13 protein-coding genes are annotated in these 14,375 nt (G+C 65.1%); 5 read left to right on the top strand and 8 right to left on the bottom strand.

Translation table 11 applies throughout. From position 1 onward, the window contains the following. The first annotated feature begins 5 nt into the window (after positions 1-5). The 5 genes from G6N78_RS23895 to G6N78_RS23875 are packed head-to-tail and all read left to right on the top strand — an operon-like array spanning position 6 to position 5,334. Entirely contained in the window at positions 6-836 is an 831-nt protein-coding gene (locus G6N78_RS23895) for an ABC transporter permease (RefSeq protein WP_165224873.1), read from the top strand. Next, on the top strand, positions 833-1,612 hold the full coding sequence (locus G6N78_RS23890) for an ABC transporter permease (RefSeq protein ID WP_165224870.1): 780 nt from the start codon (positions 833-835) through the stop codon (positions 1,610-1,612). The genes G6N78_RS23895 and G6N78_RS23890 overlap by 4 nt, the downstream gene beginning before the upstream one ends. Next, entirely contained in the window at positions 1,605-2,630 is a 1,026-nt protein-coding gene (locus G6N78_RS23885) for an ABC transporter ATP-binding protein (protein ID WP_165224867.1), read from the top strand. The genes G6N78_RS23890 and G6N78_RS23885 overlap by 8 nt, the downstream gene beginning before the upstream one ends. A 5-nt stretch (positions 2,631-2,635) precedes the next feature. After that, entirely contained in the window at positions 2,636-3,559 is a 924-nt protein-coding gene (locus G6N78_RS23880; protein ID WP_165224864.1) for a nucleoside hydrolase, read from the top strand. Then, positions 3,556-5,334 carry an adenine deaminase gene (locus G6N78_RS23875; RefSeq protein ID WP_165224861.1) on the top strand — a complete coding sequence of 593 codons (1,779 nt, stop codon included), beginning with the start codon at positions 3,556-3,558 and terminating at the stop codon, positions 5,332-5,334. Before G6N78_RS23880 ends, G6N78_RS23875 begins: the two co-directional genes overlap by 4 nt. Here the strand turns inward: G6N78_RS23875 and G6N78_RS23870 are convergent, their stop codons facing one another. From G6N78_RS23870 to G6N78_RS23835, 8 genes are read right to left on the bottom strand one after another with little or no spacing between them, the layout of a single operon-like run. Then, positions 5,335-6,372, bottom strand: a complete 1,038-nt coding sequence (locus G6N78_RS23870; RefSeq protein WP_165224858.1) for an enoyl-CoA hydratase/isomerase family protein — start codon at positions 6,370-6,372, stop codon at positions 5,335-5,337. A gap of 22 nt (positions 6,373-6,394) precedes the next feature. After that, positions 6,395-7,183, bottom strand: coding sequence for a crotonase/enoyl-CoA hydratase family protein (locus tag G6N78_RS23865; protein ID WP_165224856.1), 789 nt, complete (start codon positions 7,181-7,183; stop codon positions 6,395-6,397). Continuing rightward, a complete protein-coding gene (locus G6N78_RS23860; protein WP_165224854.1) occupies positions 7,180-8,037 on the bottom strand; it encodes a hydroxymethylglutaryl-CoA lyase in 858 nt (285 codons plus the stop codon). Before G6N78_RS23860 ends, G6N78_RS23865 begins: the two co-directional genes overlap by 4 nt. After that, the gene (locus tag G6N78_RS23855; RefSeq protein WP_165224852.1) at positions 8,030-9,982 is read right to left on the bottom strand and encodes an acetyl/propionyl/methylcrotonyl-CoA carboxylase subunit alpha; all 1,953 of its coding nucleotides are present in this window, start codon (positions 9,980-9,982) and stop codon (positions 8,030-8,032) included. Before G6N78_RS23855 ends, G6N78_RS23860 begins: the two co-directional genes overlap by 8 nt. A gap of 21 nt (positions 9,983-10,003) precedes the next feature. Then, complete coding sequence (locus G6N78_RS23850) at positions 10,004-11,608, bottom strand: carboxyl transferase domain-containing protein (RefSeq protein ID WP_165224850.1); 1,605 nt, start codon at positions 11,606-11,608, stop codon at positions 10,004-10,006. A 42-nt stretch (positions 11,609-11,650) separates the two neighbouring features. Further along, positions 11,651-12,814 (bottom strand): isovaleryl-CoA dehydrogenase, encoded by a 1,164-nt coding sequence (locus tag G6N78_RS23845; RefSeq protein WP_165224848.1) that lies wholly within the window; start codon positions 12,812-12,814, stop codon positions 11,651-11,653. Positions 12,815-12,824: 10 nt separating this feature from the next. Next, positions 12,825-13,592 carry a 3-hydroxyacyl-CoA dehydrogenase gene (locus tag G6N78_RS23840; protein WP_165224845.1) on the bottom strand — a complete coding sequence of 256 codons (768 nt, stop codon included), beginning with the start codon at positions 13,590-13,592 and terminating at the stop codon, positions 12,825-12,827. A gap of 3 nt (positions 13,593-13,595) precedes the next feature. Next, complete coding sequence (locus tag G6N78_RS23835; RefSeq protein WP_165224842.1) at positions 13,596-14,369, bottom strand: enoyl-CoA hydratase; 774 nt, start codon at positions 14,367-14,369, stop codon at positions 13,596-13,598. Positions 14,370-14,375: the final 6 nt, after the last annotated feature.

Here is a 14,375-nt window from a genome sequence, read left to right as displayed (position 1 = left end):
CCCCCATGTTCCAGAACCGCGCGGAAGGACTGGCGCTGGCTTTGCCGGCAGCGCTGTTTGCGGCGCTCGTCTTCCTCGTCCCCGTCGTGCTCTTGCTGTCGGAAGGATTTCGAAACGCCGACCAGTGGACGATCTCGGCCTATGTCGATTTCTTCTCGCAGCCGCTGAACCGCGCGGTGTTCCTGCGCACGCTGAAGCTCTCCGCGCTGGTGACCCTTGTCGCGGCCGTGATCGGCTACGCGGCGGCCTATGCGATCGTCTCCTTACCACCGGGCGCCAAGGGCCGCATGGTCGGTCTCGTTGTGCTGCCGCTGATGATCTCGCCGGTCGCCCGCACCTATGCCTGGATCGTCATCCTTGGCCGCACCGGCATCATCAACCAGGCGCTGCAGGCGATCGGCCTGACGGACGAGCCGATCCGCATCCTGTTTTCCGAAACGGCGATCTTCATCGGCCTTCTGCAGCTGTTCCTGCCGCTGATGATCATCTCGCTGATCTCGGCGCTGGAAAACCTGCCGCGCGACGTGGTGCCCGCCGCCCGGGTGCTGGGCGCCGGCTGGTTCAGCGTCTTCTGGAAAATCATCCTGCCGCTCACCAAGGAAGGTCTCGTCATCGGCGGCACGCTGGTCTTCACCGGTTCGATGACCGCCTATATCACGCCCGCCATTCTCGGCGGCTCCAAGGTGCTGATGCTGGAGACCCTGCTCTACCAGCAGGTCACCGTGTCCAACAATTTCGTCGCCGCCAGTGTTATTGCCTTCATCCTGATCGTCATGAGCTTTGCCGCCAACATCCTGCTGAAACGCATCGCCAGCGCCAGAAGGAGCGGCAAATGATCCGTCGCCTGTTCACGCCTCTCACGCTCTTCCTGGTGATGCTCTTCCTCATCGGGCCGTTCATCATCATCGTCGCGGCCTCCTTCTCCGCCGGGGAGACGCTGGCTTTCCCGCCGCAGGGCTTTTCTTTCCGCTGGATCGTCAAAGTCTTCACCATCGAGAGTTTCCGCCAGAGTTTTGGCGTTTCGATGTTTCTCGCGATCGGCGGCACGCTTGCCGCCCTCATCCTCGGCATTCCGGCTTCCTATGCCATGGCGCGCTACCGCCTGCCCTTTGCCGAAACGGTGCGTTTTCTCGTCTCGATGCCGATCATAGTGCCCGGCATCATCGTCGGCCTGGCGCTCCTGCGCTACTTCGTCATCCCCGTCGGCATGCCGGTAACGCTGGCGCTCTTCGTTGCCCATACCGCGCTGATCCTGCCCTATGCGGTGCGGGTCGTCTCGGCGAGCCTTGCCAATCTGCGCGCCGATATCGAGGAGGCCGCCGTCATTCTCGGGTCGTCGCGCCTCGGCGCCTTCTTCCGGGTGGTACTACCGAATATCCGCGGCGGCATCCTCTCGGCCTTCATCCTCGGTTTCGTCACCAGCTTCAACCAGGTGCCGGTCTCGCTCTTCCTGTCGGGCCCGGGTGTGCGGACACTGCCGATCGACATGCTGGGTTACATGGAAAACGTGTTCGACCCGTCGATTGCCGCGCTCTCCTCGCTTCTCGCCTTCCTGTCCATCGGCATCGTTTTTGCCGCCGAACGTTTCCTGGGGTTCTCCCGCTATGTCTGACCAGACCTATCTCTCGCTCGAAAACCTGTCGCTTGCCTATGGCAAGTCGATCGCCGTCAAGGATCTCAACCTGACGATCAGGAAGGGCGAACTGCTTGCGCTCCTCGGCCCGTCCGGTTGCGGCAAGACCACCACCATGCGGGCCATTGCCGGGCTGATGAACCCGGTCGGCGGCAAAATCGTTCTCGATGGGCGCGACATCACCCATGTCGCGGCAAACAAGCGCGAAATCGGCCTCGTCTTCCAGTCCTATGCGCTCTTTCCGCACCTGACGGTGTTCGAAAACGTCGCCTTCGGCCTGCGCATGAAGGGCGTGCACGGCCAGGAGCTGCGGCAGAAGGTCGAGGCGGGCCTCACATCCGTCGGCCTCCTCTCCTTTGCCGAGCGCAAGGCGACCGATCTCTCCGGCGGCCAGCAGCAGCGTGTCTCGCTGGCGCGTTCGATGGTGGTGCAGCCGAAGCTCCTGATGCTGGACGAGCCGCTGTCGAACCTCGACGCGCGTCTGAGGCTCGACATGCGCAGCGAGTTGCAGCGCCTGCAGAAGGAGACGGGCATGACGATGATCTTCGTCACGCACGACCAGGTCGAGGCGCTGGCGCTGGCCGACAAGATCGTCGTGATGCGTAACGGCGCGATCGAGCAGATCGGCACGCCGGAGGACATCTACAATCGGCCTGCCACGGATTTCGTTGCCGATTTCGTCGGCTTCGAGAACATCTTCAAACTGCGGGGTGGAAATCTGGTCGCCGATGGCGGCGAATTCGCGCTTTCCGGCACTGTTCCGGACGCTCCCGGTCTTGCCTGGCGCCCCGGCATGGTGACGCTCGGAGAGGGGCCGTTCACCGGTACGGTTCAGGGCGTCTCCTTTGCCGGCAACATCAGGGGTTACGTTCTCGGAAGCCCGCTTGGCACCCTTCGCGCGGAAGTCGATGCAACGCGCCCGACCTATGCGCTCGGCGAAGACGTGGCCTTCGACCTGCCGGTCTCGTCGGCCGCTCCCCTCCACAGGGTCGGGTGAGGCCGATGGGAGTGTGGATCGACACCGACATGGGCTTCGATGACATCGCGGCCATCCTGGTGATCAAACATGCCGGCCTTCAGATCGACGGCATCTCGCTCGTCTTCGGCAATACGCCGCTGGAGCAGGTGTGCCGCAATGCCGCCGGCGCGGCTGAGACCTTCCGTTGGGACGACAAGACCTATGTCGGACGGGCGCAGCCGGTGATGGGCCACCTCGAAACGGCGCAGGCAATTCTCGGCGAGACCGGCATTCCGACGCTGGGCCTGACCCTGCCGCACACCGAGCCTGCCTCGGACGGTCCGGCCTTTGCGGCGCTCTCCGACTGGCTGGAACAGAGCGACGCGCCGCGCCGCATCCTGGCGCTTGGTCCCCTCACCAACATTGCGGCGCTGGCGCTGGCGCGGCCGGATCTTGCCGCCCGCATCGATGATCTGACCTGGATGGGCGGCGGCCTGACCCGCGGCAACCATACGGCGTCGGCGGAGTTCAATGCGCTGGCCGACCCGGAAGCCGTGGCGATCTGCCTGGCACACGGCCTGCCACTGCGCATGGTCGATCTCGACCTCTGCCGGAAAGTTCTGGCCGCACCCGCCGACGTGGTGCCGGTCCGCAGCGCCGGTGGACGGAATGCCGGCCTGATCGCCGACATGCTGGGCGGTTTCATCGACATCGCCATTTCGCGAGGACGACCGTCCATGGCTCTCTATGATCCCGCAGCCGCCGTTGCCTTTGCTCATCCCGAACTCGTCCGCTTCCAGAAGGCGCGGATCGACATCGAATGTGGCGGCACGCTGACCCGCGGCAGAACCGTGGTGGAAACACGCGCCACCCACGGCAGCTTCAATGCCGAATTTGCAGCCGACTGTGATGCGACCGCCGTGCGCGCCACCATCCTTGAGGCTTTGCGCCAGGAGGCAGCGCGATGAGCCATAGTAACCGGACCGAACCGGCCGACCTCAACAATGAAAACCTCCGCAGCCGCGCCGTGGCCGCTGCACGTGGCGACGGAGCTTTCGACCGGCTGATCGTCAACGGCACGCTCGTCGATATGGTGACCGGCGAATGCCGCAAGGCCGATATCGGGCTCGTTGGCCCGCTGATCGCGAGCGTGCATGCGCCCGGCAGCCGAAGCGACGCCGAAGAGACGATCGACGCCGAAGACGGCTTCATCACGCCCGGTCTGATCGACACCCATATGCACATCGAAAGCTCGATGGTGACACCGGCGAACTATGCCGCCGCCGTATTGCCGCGCGGGGTGACGACCATCGTCTGGGACCCGCATGAATTCGGCAATGTGCATGGCATCGACGGCGTGCGGTTTGCAGCGGAGGCGGCGCGCAGCCTGCCTTTGCGGATGGTGCTGCTCGCCCCCTCCTGCGTGCCATCTGCACCCGGATTAGAACTGAACGGCGCCGATTTCGACGCCTCCGTCATCGCAGAGCTTCTCTCCTGGCCGGAGATCGGCGGCATTGCGGAGGTCATGACCATGCAGGGCGTGATCGATCGGGAACCGCGCATCAGCGGCATCCTGCAGGCTGGGCTCGCGGCAGAAAAGCTCGTCTGCGGCCATGCGCGCGGATTGGCGGGCGAGCGGCTGGCGGCCTTCATGGCGGCGGGCATCACCTCCGACCACGAACTGACCTCCGGCGACGACCTGATGGAAAAGCTGCGTGCAGGACTGACGATCGAGCTGCGCGGCTCGCACGACCACCTGTTGCCCGAGTTCGTAGAGGTTCTGAACCGGCTCGGCCATCTGCCGCAGACCGTGACGCTCTGCACCGACGACGTGTTTCCGGACGACCTCCTCCATGGCGGCGGGCTGGATGACGTGGTGCGGCGGCTGGTGCGTTACGGCCTGAAGCCGGCCTGGGCGCTGCAGGCGGCAACGCTGAATGCTGCCCGTCGGCTGGGCCGCGAGGATCTGGGGCTGGTGGCCGTCGGGCGGCGCGCCGATCTTGCGATCTTCTCCGATCTGACAGATTTTCGGGCGACGATGGTGATTGTCAATGGTGTACCCGTCGCCCGGGAGGGCGCCTTGCTGCGTCCCCTGCCGGCGGCGGACACATCCTCGCTCACCGGATCGATGAAGATCGCCGCAGTGTCAGCAAAAGATTTCCGCGTGCCCGCCATCGGGCAGCGCGTCAGGATCGCAACGATCGATCGGCCCCGCTTTACGCAGTGGGGCGAAATGGACGCCTCGGTCGCAGACGGTTTCGTTGTCCCACCCGAGGAGACGACGCTGATTGCGGTTGCCCATCGCCATGGACGCGCCGACAGCCGGCCGCGGGTCGGGTTCCTCCGTGGCTGGGGAGAGTGGCGCGGCGCCTTTGCCACCTCCGTTTCGCATGACAGCCACAACCTCACGGTCTTTGGCGGCAACCCGCACGACATGGCGGTGGCGGCCAATGCGGTGATTGAAGCCGGGGGCGGCATGGCGGTCGCCGCGCAGGGCAAGGTTCAGGCGTGCCTGCCGCTGCCACTTTCGGGCCTTGTCTCCGAGGCCTCCCTGGAGGAGGTGGCGGCCGGCTTTGCCGAACTGCGCTCGGCCATGGATGCGGTCGTCGATTGGCAGCCGCCCTATCTGGTGTTCAAGGCCTGTTTCGGTGCCACGCTCGCCTGCAATGCCGGCCCGCACCAGACCGATCGCGGCATTGCCGACGTGGTGACGGGCAGGCTGCTGGAAAGCCCTGTGCTCTGATCAACCGAAATCCGGATCGCCGCCCTCGGCTTCGGCGGTCATCTGACAGAGCGTGCACTGGGGCACGGCCTCCAGCGCGGCATAACGCCATTTCGGGTTGCGATCCTTGTCGATGATGACGGCGCGGATACCTTCCACGAAATCGCCGTGCTCCAGCACCCTCGAGACGAACCGGTATTCATTGCGCAGCGCTTCGGGCAGGCTTCGCCCTCCCCGGACGGCCCAGAGGGTGCACAGCAGCGAGATGGGCGAGGCCTTGCTGATGGCCTCATGGGCCTTCAGCGCCCACTCCGCCTCGTCTTCGGCCAGCATATCGCGGATGGCTTCGACCGTCGGGCCGGAGAAGATGCGCGCAATGTCGAAAAGCCGCGCTTCGAGGTCAGACGCCGGCGCGGCGACCTCGAAGCGACTGATTTCACCGACATCGCCGGTCTCGATCAGCCGCGCCTTCAGGTCGGCCAGCCGCTCGCGCGGAACGTAGTGATCGGCAAATTTGGCATAGACGGCATCGGCGCCGTTCATCCGGGTGCCGGTGAGGCCCAGATATTCCCCCAGGCGTCCGGGCGCTTGGCGCAGGAGATAGCTTCCGCCGACATCCGGGATGAGGCCGATCGCGCATTCCGGCATGGCGACCACAGAATGTTCGGTAACGATGCGGTGCGATCCATGCGCCGAGATGCCGACGCCGCCGCCCATGACGATGCCATCCATGAACGGCACATAGGGTTTCGGGAAGCGATCGATCATGGCGTTCAGACGGTATTCGTCGCGCCAGAAATCGTTGCCGGACTGGTAGTCGCCGCTCTTGCCGAAATGGTACATGGCGGAGAGATCGCCGCCGGCGGAAAACGCCTTCTCGCTGTCGGCATCGATCATGACCAAGGCAACGGTCGGATCTTCGGCCCAGGCGGCAAGCACCTCCGTCATTCGGTCCACGATCGTGCGGTTAACGGCATTGAGCACCTTTCCCCGCGTCAATGTGATATAGCCAACACGGCCTTCGACGCGCGCGCGCAAGTCCTCTTCCGCCACAACCACCTTGTCCTCCCTCCGTGATCTCTTACGTCAATCTATCCCAACGGGGCTTGCGCTTTTCAAAGAATGCCGCAACGCCCTCCCGGGCTTCATCCTGTTCCCAGGTGTCGGCAAGTGCAATAATACTTTCTTCGATCTTTCCAGAATCAACACTGCCGGACAAGGCGCGAACCAGAGCTTTTGCGGAGGCCACCGCACCGGGGGCCGTCGCGAGATACAGTTCCGCTTCCGCGATTGCCTCCGCCATCAGCGTTCCATCACCCACCACCCGCGAAACGAGACCAAGCTCAACGGCTTCCGGCGCCGCAAAGCGCTTGCCCGACATGAAGACACGCCGCGCAGATCCTTCGCCCATCCGCGCCACCACATAGGGGCCGACGGTGGCGGGGATCAGGCCGAGCCGCGTCTCCGTCAAGCCGAACAGGGTATCGGGGGTGGCAAGGACCAGATCGCAGATGCAGGCCATGCCCACCCCGCCGCCAAACGCGCTGCCGTGAATGGCGCCGATCAACGGCTGCGGCAGGCTGTTCAAGGCCCCCAGCATATGGGCGAGCTTGCGCGCTTCGGTGATCCGCGTTGCACGGTCCGCCGCCATCTGCTGGCGCATCCAGTCGAGATCGCCCCCGGCACAGAAGGCAGCCCCTTCGCCGGAGAGAATGATCGCCCGCCAGTCGCGCCGCTCGTTCGCCATGCTGGCAAAGGCCGTCAGGTCGGCAATCATCTCCGCCGAGAGCGCATTGCGTTTTTCCCGCCGGTTGAGCCGAAGCTGGACGATGCCGCGCGAATCCGCCTCGACCTTGATCGTGTTCGTCATGCGCCCCTCCTCAGGCCCTCAGCAAACCGGGCCGCCTCCTCCAGCGCGGCGAGATCGAGGCCGGTGGAAATTCCTTGCGCCGCCAGATGCCGGGCCACCAGTTCCGTTGCCACGTTGCCGGCCGCACCCGGCGCATAGGGGCAGCCGCCGAGCCCGCCGATCGCCGCATCGAAGACCCGCAAGCCCCGGTCGAGCGCCACATCGATATTCTTCAGCGCCAGACCACCCGTATCATGAAAATGACCGGCAAGTCTTGTTGCCGGAACCTCTTGGAGCACTGCGTCCAGCATGGCCCGCACGGCTTCCGGCGTGCCGCGGCCAAGCGTTTCGCCGAGCGAAATTTCATGGCAGCCGAGCGCCGCAAGATCGCACACCACCCGGGCCACCTGAGACGGCGCGACCTTACCGTCAAACGGGCAATCGGTGACAACGGAGACATAACCGCGCAGGCGAAGCCCATCCGCCAGCGCCACCTCCGCGACAGGTGCCAGCCGTTCGAAGCTCTCGACGATCGTGGCGTTTAGATTAGCACGGCTGAAACCTTCCGAGGCGGAGACGAAGATCGCCACCTCATCCGCCCCGGCGGCTTTCGCCGCCTCGTAGCCTTTCAGATTGGGCGCCAGCACGGCATAGGAAAGGCCCGCGCGACGCGGCAGGCTCGCCATCACCTCTGCCGCATCGGCCATCTGCGGCACCCATTTCGGGCTGACGAAACTGGTCGCTTCGATCCGGCGAAAACCGCAGGCCGCTAGCTTTGCGATCAGCGCGAGCTTGTCTGCCGTGGCAATCAGCTGCTTTTCGTTCTGCAGCCCGTCACGCGGGCCGACCTCGTAGATCTCCACGTCCTCAGCCATGGGGGACATCCTGCGGCTCGAGCTGGACCAGCGGGTCACCGGCGGCGATCTGCACGCCTTCCTGCACGAAGACCTCCGCCACACGGCCGGCGCGCGCCGCCTTCAGCGTATGCTCCATCTTCATGGCTTCCAGCACGCAGAGCGGCTGGCCCGCTTCGACATCTTCTCCGGCCGCCACGAATAGAGCGCGTACCAGACCCGGCATGGGGGCGAGCGTCACATCGCTGCCAAGGCCGGCAGAGGCATCACGGTTCAAGGGATCATGCCGCTGAAAGCTCACCGTCGCGCCCGGCGCAAAGACATGAATGCCGTCGGCTTCCACGACGGTCATGGATACCGCACCCGCCAGCCGCCAGCCGTCTTTCCCGCGCACCGCCTGCCAGTCGCGATCGCGGACGCGGAGACGCGCCGTCTTTGGACCCTCTACCGTCAGATCGACGTCGATGCGGTCCGCTCCCGTCTCCAGCGTGAGGCGCTGGGTGAGCGGTGACCAGAGCGAGAAGCCGGCGAGCGGATCTGCCGGCAGTGCCGCGACATGCAGGGCAGCGGCCGCCGCCATGGCGGCAACCGGGCTGTCATTCACCGGCGGCTCTATCAGGCTGGCGAGATCGCGGGCAATCAGGCCCGTGTCCACCGCGCCGCGGGCAAAACCGGAATGCCGCGCCAGGGCCGACAGGAAGGCAAGGTTCGTCACGGTGCCGGCCACCTGCGTTTCATCGAGCGCCCGGCCGAGTTTTGACAAGGCAACGGCGCGGGTCGGGCCGTGGGTGATGATCTTGGCGATCATCGGATCGTACCAGGGCGAGATCTCGTCGCCGCTGCGCACACCCGTATCGGCACGGCAATCGTCCGGAAAGGCAAGATGCGACAGCCTGCCGGTGGCCGGTAGGAAACCGGCTGCCACATCCTCGGCATAGAGCCGTGCCTCGAAGGCGTGACCGGAGAGGCGGATCTCCTCCTGTTTGAGCGGCAGGGGCTCCCAGCCTGCCACGCGCAACTGCCATTCGACCAGATCCAGACCCGTGACGGCTTCGGTGACCGGATGTTCCACCTGCAGCCGCGTGTTCATTTCCATGAACCAGAAGCGATCGGCATGCAGCCCGTCGGAACCATCGACGATGAACTCGATCGTGCCCGCACCGGAATAGCCGATGGCCTTGGCGGCGCGGACCGCAGCCGAGCCCATTGCCTCCCGCATTTCCACTGTCATGCCCGGCGCCGGCGCTTCCTCGATCACCTTCTGGTGGCGGCGCTGCAGCGAACAATCCCGCTCGAAGAGATGCACGGCATCCTGCCCGTCGCCGAACACCTGCACCTCGATATGGCGCGGCGAGGCCACGTATTTCTCGATAAGCACCGCATTATTGCCGAAAGCATTGGCCGCTTCGGCCTTGGCGGCCCGCAACGCATCCGCAAACTCCGCGGCGCTTTCCACGCGGCGCATGCCCTTGCCGCCGCCGCCGGCCACCGCCTTGATCAGCACCGGATAGCCGATCGCTTCCGCCTGCTGCGCGAGGAAGCCACCATCCTGGTTGTCGCCGTGGTAACCGGGCACGACGGGCACGCCCGCCTCCTCCATCAGCGCCTTGGCGGCATCCTTCAGCCCCATGGCGCGGATGGCTTTGGCCGAAGGGCCGATGAAGACAAGTCCGGCCTTTTCCACCGCATCGACGAAATCCGGATTTTCCGAGAGGAACCCATAGCCCGGATGAATGGCCTCGGCGCCCGTCTGAAGGGCTGCGGCAATGATGGCATCGCCCTTCAGATAGCTGTCCTTCGGCGCAGCACCGCCGATCGCCACCGCCTGATCGGCGAGGGTGACATGCAGCGCGTTGCGATCCGCATCCGAATGGACGGCGACCGTCGCCACACCCAGCTTGCGGGCGGTCTTGATGATCCGGCAGGCGATCTCGCCGCGATTGGCAATCAGGATCTTGCGAAACATCGTCTTGTCCTCCGATCCCGGTTACATGCGGAACAGGCCGAAACGGGTATCCCCGATCGGCGCGTTGAGGCTGGCGGAGAGGGACAGCGCAAGCACCTCGCGCGTCTTGCGCGGATCGACGATCCCGTCATCCCATAGCCTTGCGGAGGCATAGAGCGGATGGCTCTGGCGCTCGAACATCTGAAGCGTCGGGCGCTTGAAGTCCGCCTCCTCCTCCGCGCTCCAAGTACCGCCCTTGCGTTCGATCCCTTCGCGGCGGACGGTGGCGAGAACGCCGGCGGCCTGTTCGCCGCCCATCACGGAGATGCGGGAATTCGGCCAGCTCCACAAGAAACGCGGCGAAAAGGCACGCCCCGCCATGCCGTAATTGCCGGCGCCGAACGAGCCGCCAACCAGCATGGTGATCTTCGGAACGGCGGTGGTGGCGACCGCCGTCACCATCTTGGCCCCGTGCCGGGCAATGCCTTCGTTCTCGTATTTGCGGCCGACCATGAAACCGGTGATGTTCTGCAGAAAAACGAGCGGAATGCCGCGCTGCGAGCAGAGTTCGACGAAATGCGCGCCCTTCTGCGCGCTTTCGGAAAACAGGACGCCGTTGTTGGCAACGATGCCGACCGGGCAACCCATAATATGCGCGAAACCGCAGACCAGCGTTTCGCCGAAGCGCGCCTTGAACTCGTCGAACCGGCTGCCATCCACCACGCGGGCAATCACCTCGCGGATATCGTAGGGCGTGCGCAGGTCTGTCGGAACGACGGCCAGCAGTTCGTCGGGATCATAGGCCGGATCTTCCGGCGCCTGCCATGTCACCGTCTGGGGTTTCTGCCGGTTGAGATGGGAGACGGCCCGTCTCGCCAGCGCCAGTGCATGGGCATCGTCTTCGGCGAGATAATCCGCCACGCCGGAAAGCCTGGTGTGCACGTCACCGCCGCCGAGATCCTCGGCGCTCACCACCTCGCCGGTCGCCGCCTTCACCAGCGGCGGGCCGGCGAGAAAGATCGTGCCCTGGTCGCGCACGATGATCGACACATCCGACATGGCCGGCACATAGGCGCCGCCCGCCGTGCAGGAGCCCATGACGACGGCGATCTGGGCAATACCCTTGGCGCTCATCTGCGCCTGATTGAAGAAAATGCGACCGAAATGATCGCGATCGGGAAACACCTCGTCCTGGTTCGGCAGATTGGCGCCGCCGCTATCGACCAGATAAACGCAAGGCAGATGCGAGGCCTCGGCAATCTCCTGGGCGCGCAGGTGCTTCTTCACCGTCATTGGGTAATAGGTGCCGCCCTTCACCGTCGCATCATTGGCGACGATCATCACCTCCTGGCCTTCGACACGGCCGATGCCGGCAATCATGCCGGCGGCGGGGGCCGCGCCGTCATACATGTCATGCGCCGCCGTGGCGCCGATTTCGAGAAACGGCGAGCCCGGATCGATGAGGTTCGCCACACGCTCGCGTGGCAGCATTTTTCCGCGCGCGGCGTGACGGCGTCTGGCCTCTTCGCCGCCGCCCTCCGCGGCCAGCGCTGCGGCGGTGCGAATCGTGTCCAGCATGGCCAGATGCGCGGCACGATTCTCTTTGGCGCTGTCGGAGCCGGCCAGATGATGGGATGTCAGTTTCATGCGGCTCCTCCAGCCGTTGCACGCAAGGATGTCGGACGCTTATCAGGCCATGGCGGCCATCAATTCACGACCGATCAGCATGCGGCGGATTTCGGATGTGCCGGCGCCGATTTCCATCAGCTTGGCATCGCGGAACAGGCGGCTCACCACGCTGTCGGCAAGAAAACCCGCGCCACCCAGCGCCTGCACGGCCTGATGCGCCTGCACCATGGCCTGTTCGCTGGCATAGAGCACGGCGCCCGCCGCATCCTGCCGCGTCACCTCGCCGCGATCGCAGGCCTTGGCGACTTCGTAGACGTAAGACCGCGCGGTGTTGAGCGCCACGTACATGTCGGCAATCTTGCCCTGCATCAGCTGAAAACTGCCGACCGGCTGGCCGAACTGCTCGCGGGTCGCGACATAGGGCATGACCTCGTCCAGGCAGGCGGCCATGATGCCAAGCCCGATGCCGGCCAGCACGACGCGCTCGAAGTCCAGCCCGGACATCAGCACGCGCACGCCCCGGCCCTCTTCGCCGAGCACGTTTTCGAACGGCACTTCGACATCGTCGAAAATCAGTTCGGCGGTGTTCGAGCCGCGCATGCCGAGCTTGTCGAAATGCGGGCTGGTAGAAAAGCCCTTCATGCTCTTTTCGACGATGAAGGCGGTAATCCCCTTCGAGCCGGCGTCCGGATCGGTCTTGGCGTAGACCACCAGCGTATCGGCATCCGGGCCATTGGTGATCCAGTATTTGTTGCCCTTCAGCACGTAATAGCCGTTGCGCTTGGTGGCCCGCAGCTTCATGGAGACGACATCCGAGCCGGCGCCGGGTTCCGACATCGCCAGCGCCCCGACATGATCTCCGGAGACGAGACCGGGCAGGTATTTCTGCTTCTGGGCCTCAGACCCGTTCAGCTTGATCTGGTTGACGCAGAGATTGGAATGGGCACCATAGGACAGGCTGACGGAGGCGGAGGCGCGGGCAAGTTCCTCGACCGCGACCGTATGGGCAAGATAGCCCATGCCGGAACCGCCATAGGCCTCGCTGACGGTGATGCCGAGCAGGCCGAGCTCCCCCATTTCCTTCCAAAGGCTGTTGGGAAAGCTGTTGGAACGATCCACCTCGGCGGCGATCGGCTTCAGCCTCTCCTGCGCCCAGGCATGAACGGTCTCCCTAAGCGCTGCGACATCCTCCCCGAGATCGAAGCGCATCGTGGCGTGAAACATGAGATCCTCCTCATTTTGGCGCCATGCGGAGCGCTCCATCCAGGCGGATGACCTCCCCGTTCAGCATGGCATTTTCGATGATGTGCCGCACCAGCGCCGCATATTCCGACGGCTCTCCCAGCCGCGAGGGAAAGGGCACCGAGGCGCCGAGCGAATCCTGCACCTCCTGCGGCATGCCGGCCATCATCGGTGTCTTGAAGATGCCGGGCGCGATGGTCATGACCCGAATGCCATGGCGGGCGAGCTCGCGTGCCATCGGCAGCGTCAGGCCGGCAACGCCTGCCTTGGACGCGGCATAGGCCGCCTGGCCCACCTGGCCGTCAAAGGCGGCAATCGAGGCGGTGTTGATGATGACGCCGCGTTCCCCGCCGGTATTGGGCGCGGATTTCGTCATCGCGTCTGCCGCCAGCCGCGCCATGTTGAAGGTGCCGATGAGGTTGATGGAGACGGCGCGGGCAAAACTTTCCAGCCGGTGCGGGCCATCGCGGCCCAGCACCTTCTCGCCGGGCGCGACACCGGCGCAATTGACGAGGCCCTGCAGGGAGCCGAAGGCGCTGAGTGCCAGCGCCACTGCCGCCTGGCCATCCTCCTCGCGGGTCACGTCGGTCGGGGAAAAGCGCACCGCCTCCCCCAGCCGGGCAGCCGCTGCCGCACCCCCGGCCTCATCCCGGTCGGCGATCACCACCCGGGCGCCGGATGCGACCAGCATCTCCGTCGTGGCAGCGCCGAGCCCGGAGGCCGCGCCGGTGACGATGAATGTCCTCCCCGCGATCTCCATGGATCACCTGTTCCTGAACTCGGCCGGACGGCGCTCGACGAAGGCCTTCATACCTTCCGCGCGGTCATCCAAGGCAAAGGTGGACTGGAACAGCCGGCGCTCCAGAAGCAGGCCTTCGGCGAGCGTCGTCTCGAAGGCGCGGTTGACGGCTTCCTTCGCCATGGCGGCCACCGGCTGCGACATGCCGGCGATGACAGCCGCGACCTTAACCGCCTCCTCGATGAGATCGGCAGCCGGGAAAACGCGGCTGACCAGCCCGCACCGCTCGGCTTCCGCCGCATCCATCATGCGGCCCGTCAGCACCATATCCATCGCCTTCGACTTGCCAACGAAACGGGTGAGCCGCTGCGAGCCGCCCATGCCGGGAATGGTGCCGAGCTTGATTTCCGGCTGGCCGAACTTGGCCGTGTCACCGGCCAGGATGAAATCGCACATCATGGCAAGCTCGCAGCCGCCGCCGAGCGCAAAACCGGAAACAGCCGCAATGATCGGCTTGCGACGACCGGTAAACAGCGACCATTCGGCAAAACGGTCCGCCACGGCCACGTCCTGGAAGCTCAGCGCCTGCATTTCCTTGATGTCGGCGCCGGCGGCAAAGGCCTTTTCCGAGCCGGTCAGCACCAGGCAGCCGATCTCCTGATCGGCATCCGCCTCCGCAGTCAGTGCAATCAGTTCCTGCGTCACCTTGGCGTTCAGCGCATTCAGCGCTTCCGGCCGGTTGAGGCGGATCAGCAGCACGCGGTCGCGCCGTTCGGTCAAAATGGTCTCGTAGGTCATGGGGAT

The sequence above is a fragment of the Allorhizobium pseudoryzae genome, assembly GCF_011046245.1.
In the GTDB taxonomy this organism is placed as follows: Bacteria; Pseudomonadota; Alphaproteobacteria; order Rhizobiales; family Rhizobiaceae; genus Neorhizobium; species Neorhizobium pseudoryzae.
This window is presented reverse-complemented; position numbering and strand designations above follow the sequence as displayed.

Bases quoted from the DNA above. Each gene is read 5' to 3' on its own strand.
- G6N78_RS23890 (WP_165224870.1), top strand. From the start codon at position 833: ATGATCCGTCGCCTGTTCACGCCTCTCACGCTCTTCCTGGTGATGCTC.
- G6N78_RS23855 (WP_165224852.1), bottom strand. From the start codon at position 9,982: ATGTTTCGCAAGATCCTGATTGCCAATCGCGGCGAGATCGCCTGCCGG.
- G6N78_RS23875 (WP_165224861.1), top strand. From the start codon at position 3,556: ATGAGCCATAGTAACCGGACCGAACCGGCCGACCTCAACAATGAAAAC.
- G6N78_RS23885 (WP_165224867.1), top strand. From the start codon at position 1,605: ATGTCTGACCAGACCTATCTCTCGCTCGAAAACCTGTCGCTTGCCTAT.
- G6N78_RS23850 (WP_165224850.1), bottom strand. From the start codon at position 11,608: ATGAAACTGACATCCCATCATCTGGCCGGCTCCGACAGCGCCAAAGAG.
- G6N78_RS23895 (WP_165224873.1), top strand. From the start codon at position 6: ATGTTCCAGAACCGCGCGGAAGGACTGGCGCTGGCTTTGCCGGCAGCG.
- G6N78_RS23845 (WP_165224848.1), bottom strand. From the start codon at position 12,814: ATGTTTCACGCCACGATGCGCTTCGATCTCGGGGAGGATGTCGCAGCG.
- G6N78_RS23860 (WP_165224854.1), bottom strand. From the start codon at position 8,037: ATGGCTGAGGACGTGGAGATCTACGAGGTCGGCCCGCGTGACGGGCTG.
- G6N78_RS23835 (WP_165224842.1), bottom strand. From the start codon at position 14,369: ATGACCTACGAGACCATTTTGACCGAACGGCGCGACCGCGTGCTGCTG.
- G6N78_RS23865 (WP_165224856.1), bottom strand. From the start codon at position 7,183: ATGACGAACACGATCAAGGTCGAGGCGGATTCGCGCGGCATCGTCCAG.
- G6N78_RS23840 (WP_165224845.1), bottom strand. From the start codon at position 13,592: ATGGAGATCGCGGGGAGGACATTCATCGTCACCGGCGCGGCCTCCGGG.
- G6N78_RS23880 (WP_165224864.1), top strand. From the start codon at position 2,636: ATGGGAGTGTGGATCGACACCGACATGGGCTTCGATGACATCGCGGCC.